Here is a 17313-nt window from a genome sequence, read left to right as displayed (position 1 = left end):
GTCCCCGGTCGAGGTCTCGAACCGGCAGGTCAGCGGGCCCCAACCAGCGGACGTGCTCCCCCGGTTACTCGGCTCGCGCGAACCGTCGGGCCGTCAGCGGCGCGAACAGCGCGATCAGGGCCAGTGACCAGAGCAGCGTGGTGAGCACGGGATGGGCCAGCGGGAGCGGCCCCTCGGGCACGGGCGCGTTGCCGAAGAGCGACCGCGCCGCGCCGATCGCGGCGCTGAACGGGTTCCACTCCGCCAGCGTCCGCAGCCCGGACGGCATCCCTTCGGTCGGTACGAAGGCGTTGGAGAGCATCACGAACGCGAAGACCAGCGGCGCGAGTTGCTGGATCGTCTCCATGCTGCGGATCGCCAGCCCGAGAAAGACCCCGACCCAGGTCAGGCCGTAGCCGAAGAGCAGCAGCAGGGCGAAGCCCGCCAGCGCGGACGCGGCGCCGTCCTCGACGCGCCAGCCGACGACGAGGCCGAGCGACGCCATGGCGGCGAGCGAGATCACGGAGAGGAGGAGCTGGCTCCCCGCCAGGCCGAACGGGACGGCGACCCGCCGCATCGGGAGCGACCTCAGCCGCTCGGTGACGCCGTTCCGCGCGTCCAGGGCCGTCGATCCCGCGGTCATGACGGCGCCGGTCGCGGCGACGAGCACGAAGACCGCGGGGATCAGCTCCATGCGGTAGTCCGTGGCGGAGCCGTCGCTCAGGGCGCCGCCGAAGACATAGCCGAACATGAGGACCATGCCGAGCGGTGCGGCCAGGCTCGCCGCGACGGCCGAGGGATTCCGCCTGAGGGCGAGGAGGTCGCGGTGGACGATGGTCGCGCCGTCGGCCAGCCACCAGCGCCTCCGCGCGGTGGTCGCCGCTCGCGGGCGGGGCCGCGCCGTGTCGGTCGGGTCGTTCACGCCGGTCCTCCGGTCAGGGCCAGGTAGGCCTCGTCGAGGGTGGGTTCGTGCAGGCCGAGGTCGGCGACGCCGATCCCGGCGTCGTTGAGCGCGGTGAGGACGGAGGGCAGGGTGAGGGTCCCGGCCGGCACCGCGCCGGTGAGGGTGGTCGCCCCCGGGGTGGGCTCGGGGAGGCCGGTGACCCCCAGGCCGCCGAGCAGGGAGCGCGCCGCCGCCTGCGAGTCGTCCGAGGCGAGGGTGACCGAGAGGCGCAGCCCGATCCGCCGCTTGAGGGCGCCCGGTGTGTCGTCGGCGATGATCCGGCCCGACTCCAGCACCGCCACGCGCTCGGCGAGGTGGTCGGCCTCCTCCAGGTACTGGGTGGTGAGGAGGATGGTCGTGCCCTCGTCGGCCAGCTCCCGCACGGCCGTCCAGATGGCGGTGCGGCTGTGTGGATCGAGCCCCGTGGTGGGTTCGTCGAGGAAGAGGACGGCGGGATTCAGCAGCAGGCTGGAGGCGATGTCCAGCCGGCGGCGCATGCCGCCGGAGTAGGCGCCGACCAGCCGGTCGCCCGCTTCCGCGAGTCCGTAGCGCGCCAGGAGTTCCACGGCGGTGCGGCGGGCCGTGGCCGGGGAGAGTCCGTGCAGCCGGCCGAAGACGAAGAGGTTCTCCCGCCCGCTGAGGCGCTGGTCGAGCGTGGTCTGCTGGGCGGTGACGCCGATCGCGGCCCTGACCTCGGCGGGTCGGGTGGCGACGTCGTGGCCGCCGACCAGGGCGCGCCCCGAGGTCGGGGCCGCGAGGGTCGACAGCAGACGGATCAGCGTGGACTTGCCGGCGCCATTGTGCCCCAGCAGCCCGAAGACCGTTCCGGTGGGGACGGCGAGGTCGACGCCGTCCAGCGCGGTCACGGCCTTGCGGCCCCGACCGTAGACTTTGGTCAACTCCTCCGTGTGGATTGCTGGCGCGGATGGTCGTGACATGGCTCGTGACATGGCTCGTGACATGGCCACTCCTTCAGCGATCGCTGTTCGCAGTACGAGCCCAGCTTACTGCGAACAGTGGACGCAGTGTGCCGCGGGGGCTGATCGTCGACGCGGAGACGGAGAGGCGCTGTGGCCACCGAGGTGATCTGGACGCGGGCCAGGGCCGGCAGGAAGGGGCCGCAGCCGGCGCACAGCCTCGACGACATCGCCCGGGAGGCCGTCGCCCTCGCCGACGCCAAGGGGCTGGCCGCCGTGTCGATCCGCGCCGTCGCGGCGGAGTTGGGCGCGGGCGCGGCGTCGCTCTACCGGTATATCGCGAGCAAGGACGACCTCTACGACCTGATGGTCGACCGGGTCGCCGCCGAGTACGACCTGCCGGCCGAGCCCTCCGGGGACTGGGCCGCCGATCTGACCCTGGTCGCCGAGCGCGGCCGGGCCGCCTTCCGTCGGCACCCCTGGGCCGGGCAGCTGAGCGCGGGCGCGTCCTGGGGGCCGTGGGTGCAGGACTACATGGAGTTCCTGCTGGTCGCCCTCGAACCGACCGGGCTCGACATCCCCGGGCGGGTGGACTTCATCGCCCTGCTCAACAACTGGATCGCCAACTTCGCCCAGCACGAGGTCGAGCCGGCGGACGGCGCCGCGGCGGCGGCGAAGGCGCAGCACATGGGGAGCATCGCCGCCGACGAGAGCCGCCCCCACCTCGCCGGCGCCATGGCCGCGCTCCTGCGAACGGACCCGGCGGACGCCCACCCCGACCTCCTCTTCCGTCGAGGTCTGGACCGCCTCTTCCACGGGATCGCCCCCCGTCAGGCCCTGTCCCGGCAGGACACCTAGCGGCACCGCCACCGCGCCCAAGCCGGCCCGCCCGGCCCGGCTGTTGGCCGACGTCGCCGCCGAACGGGCGCCGGCCCGGCGCGGGGGAGTTCAGTTCCGCCGGGGGCTGGCCGTGAGCAGCTGGTCGACCGGCGCGAAGTCGTCGGTCAGCACCCGCGCGTCGCCGACCCACTCCCGGAGCTCGGCGCCGTCGACGACCCGCCAGTCGCTGCCGCGCTCGGCGGACCGCGCACCCCACGCCACCGGGTCGAAGGCGGTGTCGGACGCCGCTGCCACGAAGTTGCCGCCACCGGTGCCGTCGAAGGCGCCCGGCTCCGCCGCCACCGCGACATGCTCGAACTCCGCCAGCAGCGTGCCGACCGCGGCCCGGACGAAGGCGAGTTCGTCGTGGTCGATCATGTTGACGGTGTAGAGCCCGCCCGGACGCAGCACCCGTCCGACGTCGGCGACCGCCTCGCGGGTGGTGAGATGCCACGGCACGCTGACGCCCCCGAACGCGTCGCCGACGACCAGGTCACGGGAGTCGGTGGCGATCCTCCGCAGCCCCAACCGGGCGTCCTCCACCCGCACCTGGAGGTGCTCACCGGTCTCCACGCCCAACCACTCCCGGTCGACCTCGACCACGCCCGCGTCGATCTCGGACACCACGCTGGCCGAGCCGGGGCGCACCGACTCCAGGTAGGTCGGGATCGAGAGCCCGCCGGCGCCGAGGTGATAGGCGTCCAGCGCCTCGCCCGCCGGGTAGGCGGTGTCGATGAGGGAGGCGATCGCCCTGATGTAGGCGAACTCCAGGTGTTCGGGGTCGTCGAGGTCGACATAGGAGTGCCGCAGGCCGTCGAGGACGAGGGTCCGACCGCTCGCCCGGTCGGGGTCCTCCTCGATCGTCGCGCAGTGGTAGCGCGTCTCCACATCGCATCCGCTGGGGACCGCCACCCCGCCGGCGACGCTGCCGCCCACGGCCACCCCCGCCAACAGCATCCGCTGACCACGCCGCCAGTCCCGCGTCGAGACATCCACGAACACGCCGGCCACCAGCAGGATCACCCCGAGGGTGAGCAGGATGACGCTGACCGGGACGACCGAGATCAGCACGAAGCCGGTCAGCACGGTGCCGGCGATGCCGCCCGCCGTGCCGATCCCCGAGAGCCGCCCCACCACCGTGCCGGTCGCCTCCAGATCGACCAGCAGCAGCTTGGTGACCATGGGGGTCACCGCCGTGAGCAGCGCGGCCGGCACGAACAGGCAGACACCGCCGACGAGCAGCGTCACCGTGCCGCCGGCCGCGCCGGCGAGGCGCACCAGCGTCGGCGTCATCGCCACGGCCACCCCCGACAGGGCCAGCAAGGGACCGAGCGCCCGTCGCGGCGCCATGGCGTCGGCGGCCCGCCCGCCGGCCCACGCGCCCAGGGCGATCGCCGAAAGGGCTATGCCGATCACCATGGTGTTCATTTCGAGGGTGAGCCCGACATGGGGCGCCAGCAGACGCAGCGCGACCAACTCGACGACCAGCACCGCCGCCGAGGATCCGAAGACGAGGACGGCGCCGGTGCGGGGACCGATCCCCGGCGCGCGGCCGTTCGTCTCGCCGCCACGATCAGTTACGAGTTCCACCTGTGTCCCCCGTGAGAGTTGCCAGGACGTTCTTCACGACGGCCACGAGGGGTGCCCAGCGCGCCCGCGCGGGCTCACCGCGTCGTCCATCCTGCCAGCCGCCAGCCGTGCGTCAGCACATGTGCGCGGCGAACCAGTCGAGCATCGGCCCCGGCCTGCGCTGGAACTCCAGGTAGCCGTCGAAGCGGGCCGTGCTCCCCTCGATCCACTGGAGTCTCTTCTCGGCGACCGGGATGTTGTCGAACATCGCCTGGACATCGCCCGGATGAGTGAGGACGTCGTCGCGCACCTGATAGAGGAGGGTCGGGACGGTGACGTTCCGTGCCCACTCCCTGGGGCTGCGGGAGTCGAAGTCGAAGCCGGTGCGCAGCACGATCCGCCGCTCCAGGTCGTCGATCCGGTCGGCGACGCCGAGGGCCGCCAGCCGCCGTTCCATGATGGTCCGCGCGGTGACCGGCTGCGGGCCGACGAGGCACCGCACGCCGTCGAACGCCTCGGGGAACTGGGTCATCGCTGCGAACGTCGAACTGCACCCGAGGCAGCGGCTGAACAGGCCGATCGCCAGATCGCGGGTGTCAGGCCGCTCGCGCGCGTAGGCGAGGGCGCCGACGATGTCGCGGGCCTCGAAGATCCCGCTGGAGCTGACGCCTCCGTTGGCGGCGCCGCTCAGGCCGTGGTTGCGCAGGTCGTAGGCGAGGACGTGGTAGCCGGCCCGGTGGAGGATCGCGTAGTCGGGGACGAAGTCGACCTCGAACCCGTTGCCGCTCGGCGCCCAGATCGAGCGCCACGGTTCGAGGTGCGCGGGCAGGCCGGCGCGGGTGAAGCCCATCGGGTGGTTCGCGATGACCAGCTTGTCGGAGCCGGGCGCGGGGATGAACCACCCTTCCAGGAGCGTCCCGTCGCGGGAGGGGAAGGTGACGTTCTCGAAGTCCAGGCCGTGTTCGGCCGGCGAGCGCAGCACGGGGGAGCGCGCCTGGTGGCTGAACGCGTCGGCGACCTGGTCGAGCAGCCGTAGGACCCGCTCCTCGTTCGGTGTGGGTGCCTCGTGCACAGGGGGCGTGGCCATGTGTTTCCTCTCTGTCCGTGGTTCTGTTCGTGGTCCGTGGCCGACGGCGTTCGGGCGGTGAAGGGGGCCGCTGTGGGTCACCGCGCGGTGTCCTCGGTCCGGAGGCGGTCGCGGAGCGCGCCGAGGGCGAGGGCCATGGCTCCGGGCGGGCGGTCGAAGGTCGTGGTGGGCACGGCCGGCGGGCCGGTGCGGACGGTGATGGCGTGCGGATAGGCGAATTCGAGCAACCCCTCGTCCCCGTGCTTGCGGCCGTAGCCGCTGTCGCCGCGCCCGCCGAACGGCAGGCCGCTGACCGAGGAGAAGGCGAGGGCGTCGTTCACGCTGGTCATGCCGACCCGGAGCCGACGGGCGATCTCCTCGCCGCGTTCCTCGCTGAACACGGCGCTGCCGAGGCCGTAACGACCGGTGTTGATCAGGGAGATCGCCTCCTCGGCGTCGCGGACGCGCACGACCGACAGCACGGGGCCGAAGGTCTCCTCGGTCGTGGCGAGCGCGTCCGGCGGGACGTCCACCAGGACGGTGGGTTGCACATAGCGGTCGTCGGTGGCCGGCGGGCCGCCCACGAGGGGGGTGGCGCCACGGGCGACGGCGTCCTCGACATGGCGGCGGACCACCGGGATCTGCGCGGGCAGCGGGATCGGCCCGATCAGGTCGCCGTCGTCGCCGCCGGCCCGCACCCGTCCGGCGAGCCGGGCGATCCGCGCCACCAGGGCGTCGTGCACCGAGTCGACGACATAGGCGACCTCAAGGCTGATGCAGCCGAGCCCCGCGTTCTGTAGCGCTCCCCAGGTGATGTGGGCGGCGGCCAGGTCCAGGTCGGCGTCCTCGGCGACGATGACGCCGTCATTGCCCCCCAGCTCAAGCAGGAGCGGCGTCAGGCGCCGGGCGCAGTCGGCGGCGACGGCGCGGCCGGAACGGACGCTTCCGGTGAAGGCGATCTTGTCCACCCCGGCGGCGGTGAGGGCCCGGCCCGTGGCGGCGTACCCGACGAGGTTCTGGAAGACCTCGGGCAGGTCCGGCACCGCCCGCGCCCAGGAGCGCGCCAGCCACTCGCCCACGCCCGGGGTGAGCTCACTCGGTTTCAGGACGACGGCGTTGCCCGCCGCCAGGGCGTGGACCACGATCGCGCCCGGCGTGCCGAGCGGGAAGTTCCACGGCCCGATGACGCCGACGACGCCGTACGGGAGATGTTCGACCCGGGCCCGCTGGTGCGTCATCGTGGGCGGCACGCCGACGTCCCGGGGGCCGAGCACGCGTTCCGCGTTATCGATCGCGAACGTCAGGTGCCCGAGCAGGGCGAGCACCTCCGCACGGCCGTCCTCGACGGGCTTGCCGTTCTCGGCGTGGACGAGCGCCGCCAACTCCTCCCCACCGCGCGCGATGTCCAGGCGCCAGGCCCGCAGCCGCTCCGCGCGGCCGTCGAACCCGAGATCCCACCACGCGCCGGCGGTCGCGGCTGCGGTCGCGACCGCAGCCGCGACCCGCTCGGGCCCGGCGACGCGGTAGCGGGCCAACTCCTCGCCCGTCGCCTGGTCGACGGTGGTCAGTTCGGTGCCGGTGGCGTCCGGGTCACCGTCCCGGGTTGCCGCCGTGTTCCCGCTGTCCGTGCTCATCCCTCGTCCTCCGTCGTTCAGGTTCGGATGGAACGTCCCTCGCTCCCGGCCCATCAGGATTCGGCTCCCGGCCGGGAGCCGAACGCCTCCGGCGCCTGGGTGGCCCGGTCGTCGGGGCGCCGGATCAGCCCGAGCACCCGCGCGCGCAGTTCGGCGAACCGGGCGAGGCTCTTGGTGGTGACCTGGTCACGGGGCCGCGGCAGGTCGACCGCCACCGTCTCGACCACGACGCTCGGCCGGGCGGACATGACCACGACGCGGTCGGCGAGGTAGACGGCCTCGTCGATGTCGTGTGTGACGAGCAGCATGGTGACGCCCGTCGTCTCCCTGACCCGCAGGATCAGGTCCTCCAGATCGGCTCGTGTCTGCGCGTCCACCGAGGCGAACGGCTCGTCGAGCAGCAGGATCTCCGGCTCGTAGGCGAGGCCGCGGGCGATGGCCACCCGCTGCTGCATGCCGCCGGACAGCTCCCACGGGTACCGCGAGCCGAACGAGTCGAGGCCGACGGCGGTCAGCGCCTCGGCGATCCGAGCCGCGCGGTCGGCCGCCGACCGGTGCTTGTTCCGCAGCGGCAGGCCGACATTGCGCTCGACCGAGAACCAGGGCATCAGCGACCTGCTGTAGTCCTGGAACACCGACGCCATCGCCCTCGGCGGCCCGGTCACGGGCTCGCCGTCGAGGACCACGGAGCCAGCCGAAGGGGGGAGCAGGCCGCACAGGCAGCGCAGCAGCGTCGTCTTGCCGGCGCCCGACGGGCCGACGATGCAGACGAACTCGCCCTTGCCGACCGTCAACGTCAGGTCGCGGATGGCCTCGACGGCCTGATCGCCCGAGCCATAGGTCTTCCCCAGATGGGTGACCGACAACATCTCAGTTCCTCCCGGTCATGCCGATGTGCCAACGCAGGACCCGCCGTTGCAGCGCGAGGAAGGCCGCGGTGAGAACCGCGCCGAGCAGGCCGAGCAGCACGGTGCCCGCCCACATCCGCGGCACGTCGAACGCGTTCCGCGCGCTGACGGTGACGAATCCGATGCCGTTGGTCGCCGCGTACAGCTCGGTGACGACCATCATGATGAAAGCCATGCCCAGGGCCGTGCGGATCCCGGCGAAGATCTGCGGCGCCGCGGCGGGCAGCAGCACCGACGTCAGCCGCTGGGCACGGGTGAGCCGGTAGGAACGCGCCACGTCCTCCAGCTGTGGATCGATCCCGCGCACCGCGTCGACGGTGTTCAGCAGCACGGGGAAAGCGCAGACGAAGGCGATGACGCCGATCTTCGCGCCGTCGCCGATGCCGAGCAGCACGACGCTGACCGGAACCAGCGCGGTCCCCGGCACGGCCCGGCAGAACTGGACGGCCGGATTCAGCGCCCGGGCGAGTGGCCTGTTCCGGCCCAGCGCCACGCCGGCGGCGACGCCGACGACCGAGGCGATCAGCAGGCCGGCGAGCAGCCGACCGAGGCTGGGCACCACATCCGAGCCCAGCCGCGCGAACAGCCAGGTCTCCCGGAAGGAGACCAGCACCTCGCTCAGCGGCGGGTAGAACGGGGATGCGCTCCGGGCCGAGGTCGTCCACCACAGCAGCAGGAGCAGCGCGGGGACCAGCAGCCGGAGTCCGATTCTCGTCATGGGTCCGCTCCTCACGCGATCCGCGCCCGGTGGGACGGGTGCCAGCGCAACGCCCGCCGTTCGAGCCCCTCGAAGGCGGCGTTGAGCACGGCACCGAGCAGCCCGGTGAGGACGATGACGCCGTACATCGCGTCGTAGACGCCGTTGGTGGCATAGGTGCCCAAGGTGGCGCCCAGGCCGGGGACCGCTCCGATGAGCTCCATCGCGATCGCGGCCAGGAGGGTGATCGTGGACGCGATCCGCACGCCGGTGCAGAGATAGGGCAGCACGCCGGGCGCGGTCACCCACACCAGCCGCTGTCCCGCCGTCAGCCCGAAGACGCGCGCGGTGTCACGGGCGACCGGGTCGACGGCGCGGACGCCGTAGAACGTCTGCGACAGCATCGGCCATGTCGCGGCCACCGCGGCGAGCGAGACGACCACCTCGGAGGTGGCGCCCAGCAGCAGGAGCATGATCGGCAGTGGGACCACGACAGGAATGGGCCGGAGGAACTCGACCACGCCCGTCAGCAGTTCGTTGACGACGGGGATCGCCGCCATCGCGCCGCCGAGGGCCGCGCCGATCGCCACCCCGGCGAGCAGCGCGAGCGCCCAGTGGCCCAGCGTCTGCCCGACGGCCGTCCACAGATCGCCGGCGCCGAGGTTGTCCACCAGCCACGCGCCGACCTCGGACACCGGGGGGATCTCGACCGGGAGGACGCCGGAGGCCGACAGCACCTCCCAGACCGCGAGCAGCGCCGCGGTCGTGAGAGTGGGAAGCAGGGGCGCGAGTCGTGCGGGCCTCACTCCGAGACCTCAAGACCGCGGGGCGGCGTCGTGAGATCGGTGGCCTCCGGCGCCTGTGACCAGGCGTACTCCTCCAGTGGCGGCGCCGAATCCAGCCGGCCGTACTCGACCATCAGGCTGGTGACGAGCGCGGCGGAGCGGCGGTCGATGCCGCTGACGTACCAGGGCAGCGGCAGGTCGGCCACCGCCTCCGGCCGCGCGCCCGTCGTCGCCACGATCGTCTCCCTGACCTCGTCCGGGTGGTCGTTGGCGTAGGCGGTCGCCTCGTCCCACGCGTCGAGGAAGCGCCGCATGACGTCCTCGTTCTCCGTCACGAACGGCCGCGACGCCATCAGCACGCTCGCGCTGCTGCGGGCGCCGAGCGCGGCGGTCGCCGGGTTGCCGATGGTGCGGAACCCGTCGGTCAGCAGCTGCCCGCCGAACGGCTCGATGGTGCTGACCGCGTCCACCCGGCCCTGCCGCAGCGCCGCGAGCTGGTCCTCGAAGGGCACGGCGACGACCTCGACCGTGTCGGGGGCACCGCCGCCCTGGCGGACCGCCTCCCGCAGCGTCAGGTCGAAGAAGCTCTCCAGGGCGTTGACGGCGACCGTCCGGCCGGCCAGGTCCGCGAAGGAGCGGATCGGGCTGTCGCCGGGCACGACGAGGGAGAAGGCGTCGCCCTGCGGCGACTCGTAGTCGGTGACCAGCGAGGTGACGATCTGCACCGGGAAGTCGGCGTGGACCGCCGCCGGCACCGCGGTGATCTCGGTGACGGCCAGGTCGATCTGGCCGTTGAGCAGCAGCGCCACGCTGTTGGCGCTGGCACCCGAGCCGGGCACCTGCTCGATCTCGATGCCGTGGCGTTCGAAGATGCCGCGCTCGACGCCCAGCGACAGCTGTGCGTTGTTCGCGGTCGCGCTGTAGTCGATGACCAGCCGGGTCAGGCCCGACTCGGTCGTCTCGGCCCGGCCACCGCCCGCCCCGCACGCGCTGAGGGCGAGCGCCAGGACGAGGCCGGTGGCCACGGCCCTCGGGCGCCTGCTCGCCGACGCGGCTGGGATCGCGAAGTCCGGGTCGCCGTCTGGAAGTTGACGATGAACGTGGTCCAGGGCTGTCATGCGCCCAAGGTATCAAGTACTTGATGCGAAGCAAGAGCTGTATGGATGTGAAGGTGCTGTAAGGTAGGCGACCGTGACCGAACCAACCGCGACAGACGGCGAAGCAGAGGTGCTCAGCCGTGTCGTGTCCCTTCTCCGGCGAGCGGACCTGGCCCTGCAGAGCACGAAGGAACCGCCGCTGCGCAAGCTCGGCGTCTCCGGATCGCTGTACTCCGTGTTGATCAACCTCAGGGTGCGACCAGGGCTGACCGGCGCCGAGCTGGCGCGAGTCGTCGGCGTGACCCCCCAGGCGATCGTGCCGCTGGTCGGCAAACTCGTCGAGCGCGGCTGGGTCGAACGCCGCCCCCACCCCCGGCACGCCAACGTCCAGGAACTGCGTCTCACCGACAGCGGCGCGCGGGAACTCGTCGGCGCCGACCAGCTGTTGGTCGACCTCGAAGGCCATCTCCGCCGCTCCCTCGGCGAGGAGGACTACGGGCGCCTGCGCTCCTTGCTCGGTGATGTCCTGACCTACCTCCCCACCTGGACCCCACCCCCGCCGCCCCCGTCGACCTGACGCCACCCTGGCACCGCGCTCCGGTCGCGGAGTCGGGCGTTCCGTTGGCGCTCCCGCCGCCCGGCCCGACATACTGGTGGCCGCGTACCGGGCCAAGGACGCCGTGTTCGACGGCGAGTTGACCTGTGACGGCGAGGTGATGCGGCCGGGCGACGCCTGCGTCGTCTTCGGTGGCGACGGCGGCGGCTCGTACGCGGAGATGCTGAATCACGCCAGGGCGAACGCCAACAACGACGCGTGGGTCTACGCGGAGTTCACCGGCACCGTCGGCATCCTGCTCCTCCTCGCCTCGCCGGCCTCACCGTGACGCTGCTCGCCCGCCGGTTCTCCCGCCGGACGCGCGCGGCCGTGCTCGGCACCGCGACCCTGGCGATCGCCGGCTACGCACTGGCCGTTGGGCCGGCACAGGACCAGGTGCGCGAGGCTTCCCCCGTGACCGTGGGGGCCCTGGGCGACCTGTTGGAGTGGGACTTCTCCTACGGCCCGCTCGCGATCGGCCTCCTGGTGCTGCTCTGCCTGGTACCGATGGTGGCGACCCTGGCCGACGGCTGGGGAGAGCAGAAGGAGAAGGCCGAGGCCGCACGGCCCGACCCCGAGCCCAGGACGCCACGTGACGAGGAGGTGGAACGCTCGCTGCGCACCATGCGGGAACGCCACCGGAACCGCGCGGAGCGCGAACGCCAGGAGTAGGGCCCGGCCGGCCCGCGCGCCGACCCGCCCCCGCCGGCGCGACGTGCGCGAGCGGGGCGTCAGCCGACGAAGATGTCCACCGAGGGGCGCAGCCTGGCCGCCGAGGTGAGCGCGTCGTGCACCAGGTGCCGCGTGAAGGCGTCGACGAGCTTGGGATCCGCGGGCCGCTCGGCCGCGGGGAGCGCGATCTGCTCGTAGGCCGACTGGAAGCGCGGCCCCCAGCGGCGGGAGCCGAGCCGGGCGGTCTGGGAGCAGTTGTCCACCATGTGCGCGACATCACGGGCGTGCATGTACGGCAGCAGCGAATCCACGGCCTCGATGACCGACTCGTTGACGATCTCCGACCAGGGATGGCCGCGCTCAGCGAACTCGTCGATCTGGGCGATCATGGTGGCGACGAAGAGCCCCGCGGTGAACGGGTCGACGGGCAGCTCCCGTTCGCCCCTCCGGGCGCGCACGGCTTCCGCCTGTCGCCACATCGGGGATCCGCTGATCCCCGCCATGGGCCGGGTGGCCAGCCGCTGTTCCGCTAGGACGACGCCGCGCAGCTCGGTGCCGTCGGCGACCTCGTCGTAGATCTCCGCGACCAGGTCACGCGCCGGCTGGTAGGCCGCGCTGTAGGCCCGGTCGAAGACCGCCTGGTCGGCCGGGGACAGTCGCTGGCGCACGGCGCGCAGTCCGTCGCGTGAGACGGTGCGCGCGATGGGGCCGGTGACGTTCTCGCAGGACCGCTCGTAGGCGGTGATCGGGTCGTCACCAGCGAGCCGGTAGTGCCGGTGGAGCGCCTCGACCAGGCCGTGCACGGCGCCCAGCAGGATGGCGCGTTCACCGACGATGTCGGACCGGTACTCGCTCTCCAGCGTGGTGCGGAAGGTGTACGGCGACCCCAGCGCCACCGACCAGCCGAGCGCGCGGTCCACGGCCTTGCCGTCGGGGTCGGCGTGCACCGCGAAGCTGCTGTTGATTCCCGCGCCGTTGATCTCGGCGCCCTGCTCGTACAGCCGGCGGACCGAGTCCCCCATGCCCTTCGGACAGACGGCGATCACGCCGTGTCCCTCGGGGAAGTCACCTCCCACGGAACGAAGATGGCCGAGCAGGAAGCCGTGCGACAGCCCGATCGTGGCACCGGGCCTGAGGACGTCGAAGAGCTTCCCGTGGTGGTTGACCAGTGCGGCGTCCGCGATGAGCAGGATCACCAGGTCGCTGGTGGCCGCGACCTCGATCCAGTCGCCGAGCGTCCCGTCGTCCTCCGTGAAGCCGTGGGCGCGCGCGTCGGCCGCTGACGCGGAGTCGGGCCGGAGCCCCACCGCGACCTGGATGTCCGTGCCCGCCAACGAGTCGCGCAGATTGCGCGCCTGGGCGCGCCCCTGGGGGCCCCAGCCGATGACGCCGATCCGCCCGATGCCGTCGAACGCCCGCGCCAGCAGCGGGAAGAGATGGCGGCCCCCGCGCAGGATGGTCTCCGTGCCGCCCGGAACGTCCATCGTCTCGGTGGTGAAGACCTCGGAGGTGAAAGCGTTGATGGGAGTGGAAGTCATGACTGACTTGTATTTCCGCGCGGAGAGACGGGGCAAGCGCAAGAAGCGCACCGGGCCGTTCCGTTCGGTGAAAGGCTATGGTGAGGCGTGTTTGGTGACCATCGTGACGTACGGCTCTTCCTCCATCTGGCCCAGACGCTGAACTTCGGCCGCACCAGCCTGGAGTGCCACGTCAGCCCGGCCACCCTGACCAGGTCCATGCAGCGCCTGGAGGCGGAGTTGGGCCGGCCGCTGTTCGATCGGACACCGCACGGGGTCACCCTGACGGTCGAGGGCCAACGGTTCCGCGCCTACGCCCTTGAGGCGCTCGACCGGTGGCAGGAGTACCGGCAGGGCCACGACAAACCGTCGGGCCTGGTGGGCCGACTCGCGGTGTTCGCGACCGTGACCGCCTGCCAGGCGCTGCTGCCCGCTCTGCTGTCGCCGTTCCGCGCCGCGCACCCGCAGGCCCTGATCGACCTGCGCACCGGCGACGCCGCCGCGGCCCTCGCCAGACTGGACGAGGGCGACGTCGACGTGGCGGTGGCCGGTGTCCCGGCCAGACTGCCGGAGACCCTGCGGAGCAGGACGGTGGCGACCACCGAGTTGGTGTTCGTGACGGCGCGGGACCAACCGGAGAACGCGTCGGAGAACGCGTTGGACGGCCCTTTCGTGCTGCCCCACCGCGGCCTGGTCCGCGAGGCGGCCGAGCGCTGGTTCCGCGCCAGGCGCCGCGTGCCGCGGGTGGTGGCCGAACCGGAGGGCCACGAGGCGCTGCTGACCCTGGTCGCCCTCGGATACGGAACGGGAGTCGTGCCCAAGCTCGTTCTGGACACCAGCGCCACGCGCGGAGCGCTGTCGACCGTCCACGTCGACCCGACCCCGGCCGCGCTCACCATCGGCCTGTGCGTGAGCCGGGCGAACCTACGCCGACCACTGGTCGCCGCCCTGTGGAGCCTCACCGCGGGCAACGCCCAACCCACCGGCGCGTGAGCCCACGCGCCAACCGCTGCGGCCTGCGAAAGGGCCGGACTCACTGACACTGAGCCCGACCCTGGATTGATGGCATGTGCGCTGGTCAGAGGAATGATCCTCGATGTCCGCGCGATGTGCCCCCGGCAGGATTCGAACCTGCGCACACGGCTCCGGAGGCCGTTGCTCTATCCCCTGAGCTACGGGGGCGCTTGGCGCCTTGGTGGCGACGGGAAGAACATTACCAGCTTGGCGGGGGTGCCTCGCACCCGTTGTTTCCGCACGTGGGTGCGGGGCGCGCTACTCCCGGGTAGAAGTTGGGGGAAAGGCCGGACGAGGGCGGGGGAACGCGCTTACGCTGGCTGGGTGCCAGGTGTTCTCGGCCGGGTCCTGGTGGTGGACGACAGCCAGGTCATCCGGCAGCTGATCAGGGTCAATCTCGAACTTGACGGGTTCGAGGTGATGACCGCCTGCGACGGTGCCGAATGCTTGGAGACCGTGCACGAGTTCCGTCCGCATGTGATCACGTTGGATCTGGCGATGCCCAGGATGGACGGCCTCGCCACCGTCGCCCGGCTGCGCCTCGATCGAGGGACGCGGCACATCCCGCTGGTGTTGGTCTCCGCCAGCGCCGGGCGGGAGCCGCCCAGGGGCGTCGACGCGGTGGTGAGCAAACCGTTCGAGCCCGCGGAGCTGGTGCGGCTGGTCGGCCGGTTCTGCGCCGAGGGGCGGCGCCGGTGGGTCCAGTTGGTGAAACCGTTGGCGGAGTGCGGCCCCGCCTCTCGTACGCTTGCTCCGTGACTCCGGCCCAGCTCTCGCACGCCGTGCTGCGCTCCGTGCGCGGCGCGGTGGACAGCGGTGAGCTGAGCGTGCCGGTGCCCGAGCGGGCCGTGCTGCGTCGGCCGCCCCGACATGTGGACGCGCGCGCCGGCGGGGAGAGTCCGGGAACGTCGGAGGTGTGGTCCTGCGGGATCGCGCTGCGGCTGGCGGGCCCGGCCGGGAAGCCGGCCGGCGAGGTGGCGCGGATGCTGAGCGCGCGGCTGGAGAGGCAGCCAGGCGTGGCCGCCGTACGGGTCACCGGGGGCGGGTTTCTGACCATCGCGCTGGACGCCGGCGCCGAGGCCGCGCTGCTGCGCGAGATCCTCTCCGCGCCGCCGGCGCCCAGCCTGCCCGACGATCCGGCGCGGGACGCGGCCCGCTGGTCGGCCCTGGCCGGCGGCGACCCCGCCGGCGCGCTGTTGACGCAGCGCGAGGAGAACCCGCTGTTCCTGGTGCGGTACGCGCGGGCCCGCTGCGCCGGCCTGGAACGTGCCGCCGAGGCGCTCGGGGTGGTTCCGGAGCCCGGCGCCGCGCCCTGTGAACTGCCGGCGGAGCGTGCGCTGTTGGCCGCGCTCGGCGAGGGGGGCCGGCCGGTCGGCCGGCTGACGCGGGTCGCCGACCGACTGCTGACCGTGGAGGGGCTTCGCCCGACGCTGCCGTCGGGCGACGAGAAACCCGAGGTCGTCCACCGTGCCCGGCTGGCCCTCGCCCTGGCCGCCGGGACGGTGCTCGCCGACGGCCTGCACGCCCTGGGCATCAGCGCCCCACACCGGCTGTGAGCCGCGCACCGTGACTCGTCAGCCGCCAGACCTGGAAAGAGTTCCGTCATGAGCCGTTCCGCTCACCCCGCCGGGCCCCGGCACGCCGATGTGCTGCCCGAGGGCCACTACGCCGCGCCTCCCGTCGACCTCAACGCCCTCGACCCCAAGGTGTGGGCCCGCACCGTGCGCCGTGACCCCCAGGGGGTGGTCACCGTCGGCGGGGTCGATGTCCGTGCGCTGGCCGAGGAGTTCGGCACGCCGACGTTCGTGCTGGACGAGGCCGACTTCCGGGCCAGGTGCCGCGCCTGGCGCGACGCCTTCGCGCCGGACGCCGACGTCTTCTACGCCGGCAAGGCGTTCCTGTCCCGCGCGGTGGTGCGGTGGCTGCGCGAGGAGGGTCTGAACCTCGACGTCTGTACCGGCGGGGAGCTGGCCACGGCGCTGGCCGGCGGGATGCCGCCGGAGCGGATCGCGCTGCACGGCAACAACAAGTCGGTCGCCGAGATCGACCGCGCGGTCGGCGCCGGCGTGGGCCGGATCGTGCTGGACTCGTTCCAGGAGATCGACCGGGTGGCCGAGGCCGCGGCCCGGCACGGGGTGCGGCAGCGGGTGCAGATCCGGGTCACGGTCGGCGTGGAGGCGCACACGCACGAGTTCATCGCGACCGCGCACGAGGACCAGAAGTTCGGGCTGGCGCTCGCCGACGGCACCGCGCTTGAGGCGGTGCGGCGGGTGATGGCGCTGGAGAGCCTGGAGCTGATCGGGCTGCACTCGCACATCGGCTCGCAGATCTTCGACATGGCCGGCTTCGAGGTGTCGGCGCGGCGGGTCGTCGGCCTGCTGCGTTCGGTGCGCGACCAGCACGGCGTCGAGCTGCCGGAGATCGACCTCGGCGGCGGGCTGGGCATCGCCTACACCTCGGACGACGATCCGAGCGAGCCGCACCAGATCGCCAAGTCGCTGCGGGACATCGTCTCCCGGGAGTGCGAGGCGGCCGGTCTCGCGCTGCCGAGGATCTCGGTGGAGCCGGGGCGCGCGGTGGTCGGACCGACCGCCTTCACGCTCTACGAGGTGGGCACGGTCAAGCCGCTGGAGGGCCTGCGCACCTATGTGAGCGTGGACGGTGGGATGTCGGACAACATCAGGACCTCGCTCTACGACGCCGAGTACTCGGTGGCGCTGGTCTCACGGGCCTCGGCCGCCGCGCCGGTCCTGGTGCGGGTGGTGGGCAAGCACTGCGAGAGTGGTGACATCGTGGTGCGGGACGCCTATCTGCCGGCCGATCTGGTCCCCGGCGACCTGATCGCGGTGCCGGCCACCGGCGCCTACTGCCGCTCCATGGCCAGCAACTACAACCACACCCCGCGCCCGCCCGTGGTGGCGGTGGCCGGCGGCCTGGCGGGGACGATCATCCGCCGCGAGACGGAGGACGACCTGCTCCGCCTGGACGTGGGCTGATCAGAGACCTTGATCAGAGACCTTGATCAGAAAAGGGCCGTCGGC

The 17313-nt window shown here is 72.6% G+C and carries 18 protein-coding genes and 1 tRNA gene; 8 read left to right on the top strand and 11 right to left on the bottom strand.

Going from position 1 to position 17313, the window contains the following annotated elements; translation table 11 throughout:
- Nucleotides 1-64 precede the first annotated feature (64 nt).
- Complete coding sequence (locus K4G22_RS07470) at nt 65-901, bottom strand: ABC transporter permease (RefSeq protein WP_228079077.1); 837 nt, start codon at nt 899-901, stop codon at nt 65-67.
- Nucleotides 898-1821: an ATP-binding cassette domain-containing protein gene (locus K4G22_RS07465; RefSeq protein WP_228079076.1), complete on the bottom strand. Its 924-nt coding sequence runs from the start codon at nt 1819-1821 to the stop codon at nt 898-900. Before K4G22_RS07465 ends, K4G22_RS07470 begins: the two co-directional genes overlap by 4 nt.
- A gap of 171 nt (nt 1822-1992) precedes the next feature.
- Between K4G22_RS07465 and K4G22_RS07460 the strand changes: the two genes are divergently transcribed.
- Entirely contained in the window at nt 1993-2697 is a 705-nt protein-coding gene (locus K4G22_RS07460) for a TetR/AcrR family transcriptional regulator (protein WP_228079075.1), read from the top strand.
- A gap of 90 nt (nt 2698-2787) precedes the next feature.
- On the opposite strand, the gene K4G22_RS07455 is transcribed toward K4G22_RS07460, so the two are convergent.
- From K4G22_RS07455 to K4G22_RS07425, 7 genes are all read right to left on the bottom strand, one after another.
- Nucleotides 2788-4308 (bottom strand): fused MFS/spermidine synthase, encoded by a 1521-nt coding sequence (locus tag K4G22_RS07455; protein ID WP_228079074.1) that lies wholly within the window; start codon nt 4306-4308, stop codon nt 2788-2790.
- Between the two features lie 112 nt (nt 4309-4420).
- On the bottom strand, nt 4421-5374 hold the full coding sequence (locus tag K4G22_RS07450) for an alpha/beta hydrolase (protein WP_228079073.1): 954 nt from the start codon (nt 5372-5374) through the stop codon (nt 4421-4423).
- A gap of 77 nt (nt 5375-5451) precedes the next feature.
- The gene (locus K4G22_RS07445) at nt 5452-6987 is read right to left on the bottom strand and encodes an aldehyde dehydrogenase family protein (RefSeq protein ID WP_228079072.1); all 1536 of its coding nucleotides are present in this window, start codon (nt 6985-6987) and stop codon (nt 5452-5454) included.
- 53 nt (nt 6988-7040) lie between these two features.
- A complete protein-coding gene (locus tag K4G22_RS07440) occupies nt 7041-7856 on the bottom strand; it encodes an ABC transporter ATP-binding protein (RefSeq protein ID WP_228079071.1) in 816 nt (271 codons plus the stop codon).
- Between the two features lies 1 nt (nt 7857).
- Nucleotides 7858-8613: an ABC transporter permease gene (locus tag K4G22_RS07435; protein ID WP_228079069.1), complete on the bottom strand. Its 756-nt coding sequence runs from the start codon at nt 8611-8613 to the stop codon at nt 7858-7860.
- Nucleotides 8614-8624: 11 nt separating this feature from the next.
- Nucleotides 8625-9398, bottom strand: a complete 774-nt coding sequence (locus K4G22_RS07430) for an ABC transporter permease (RefSeq protein ID WP_228079068.1) — start codon at nt 9396-9398, stop codon at nt 8625-8627.
- The gene (locus tag K4G22_RS07425) at nt 9395-10495 is read right to left on the bottom strand and encodes an ABC transporter substrate-binding protein (protein ID WP_228079066.1); all 1101 of its coding nucleotides are present in this window, start codon (nt 10493-10495) and stop codon (nt 9395-9397) included. The genes K4G22_RS07430 and K4G22_RS07425 overlap by 4 nt, the downstream gene beginning before the upstream one ends.
- Nucleotides 10496-10619: 124 nt before the next feature.
- Between K4G22_RS07425 and K4G22_RS07420 the strand changes: the two genes are divergently transcribed.
- The 3 genes from K4G22_RS07420 to K4G22_RS07410 all read left to right on the top strand — a co-directional run bounded on the left by K4G22_RS07420 (nt 10620) and on the right by K4G22_RS07410 (nt 11741).
- A complete protein-coding gene (locus K4G22_RS07420) occupies nt 10620-11051 on the top strand; it encodes a MarR family winged helix-turn-helix transcriptional regulator (RefSeq protein ID WP_228079064.1) in 432 nt (143 codons plus the stop codon).
- 76 nt (nt 11052-11127) lie between these two features.
- Complete coding sequence (locus K4G22_RS07415; RefSeq protein ID WP_228079062.1) at nt 11128-11358, top strand: hypothetical protein; 231 nt, start codon at nt 11128-11130, stop codon at nt 11356-11358.
- Complete coding sequence (locus K4G22_RS07410; RefSeq protein ID WP_228079060.1) at nt 11355-11741, top strand: hypothetical protein; 387 nt, start codon at nt 11355-11357, stop codon at nt 11739-11741. The genes K4G22_RS07415 and K4G22_RS07410 overlap by 4 nt, the downstream gene beginning before the upstream one ends.
- 59 nt (nt 11742-11800) lie before the next feature.
- On the opposite strand, the gene K4G22_RS07405 is transcribed toward K4G22_RS07410, so the two are convergent.
- Nucleotides 11801-13279 carry a ketol-acid reductoisomerase gene (locus K4G22_RS07405; protein ID WP_228079058.1) on the bottom strand — a complete coding sequence of 493 codons (1479 nt, stop codon included), beginning with the start codon at nt 13277-13279 and terminating at the stop codon, nt 11801-11803.
- A gap of 87 nt (nt 13280-13366) precedes the next feature.
- Between K4G22_RS07405 and ilvY the strand changes: the two genes are divergently transcribed.
- Nucleotides 13367-14251 carry an HTH-type transcriptional activator IlvY gene (gene ilvY / locus K4G22_RS07400; protein ID WP_228079057.1) on the top strand — a complete coding sequence of 295 codons (885 nt, stop codon included), beginning with the start codon at nt 13367-13369 and terminating at the stop codon, nt 14249-14251.
- Between the two features lie 117 nt (nt 14252-14368).
- Here the strand turns inward: ilvY and K4G22_RS07395 are convergent.
- Nucleotides 14369-14440, bottom strand: a tRNA-Arg gene (locus tag K4G22_RS07395).
- A 156-nt stretch (nt 14441-14596) separates the two neighbouring features.
- On the opposite strand from K4G22_RS07395, the gene K4G22_RS07390 reads away from it, so the two are divergent.
- The 3 genes from K4G22_RS07390 to lysA are packed head-to-tail and all read left to right on the top strand — an operon-like array spanning nt 14597 to nt 17268.
- On the top strand, nt 14597-15031 hold the full coding sequence (locus K4G22_RS07390) for a response regulator (protein WP_228079056.1): 435 nt from the start codon (nt 14597-14599) through the stop codon (nt 15029-15031).
- Nucleotides 15028-15828 carry a DALR anticodon-binding domain-containing protein gene (locus tag K4G22_RS07385; protein WP_228079055.1) on the top strand — a complete coding sequence of 267 codons (801 nt, stop codon included), beginning with the start codon at nt 15028-15030 and terminating at the stop codon, nt 15826-15828. The genes K4G22_RS07390 and K4G22_RS07385 overlap by 4 nt, the downstream gene beginning before the upstream one ends.
- A 48-nt stretch (nt 15829-15876) precedes the next feature.
- Entirely contained in the window at nt 15877-17268 is a 1392-nt protein-coding gene (lysA, locus tag K4G22_RS07380) for a diaminopimelate decarboxylase (protein ID WP_228079053.1), read from the top strand.
- Nucleotides 17269-17313 lie beyond the last annotated feature (45 nt).

Source organism: Streptomyces profundus (assembly GCF_020740535.1).
GTDB lineage: Bacteria > Actinomycetota > Actinomycetes > Streptomycetales > Streptomycetaceae > Streptomyces > Streptomyces profundus.
Note: the sequence above shows the minus strand (reverse complement) of the source record. Positions and strands in the feature narration are given on the sequence as shown.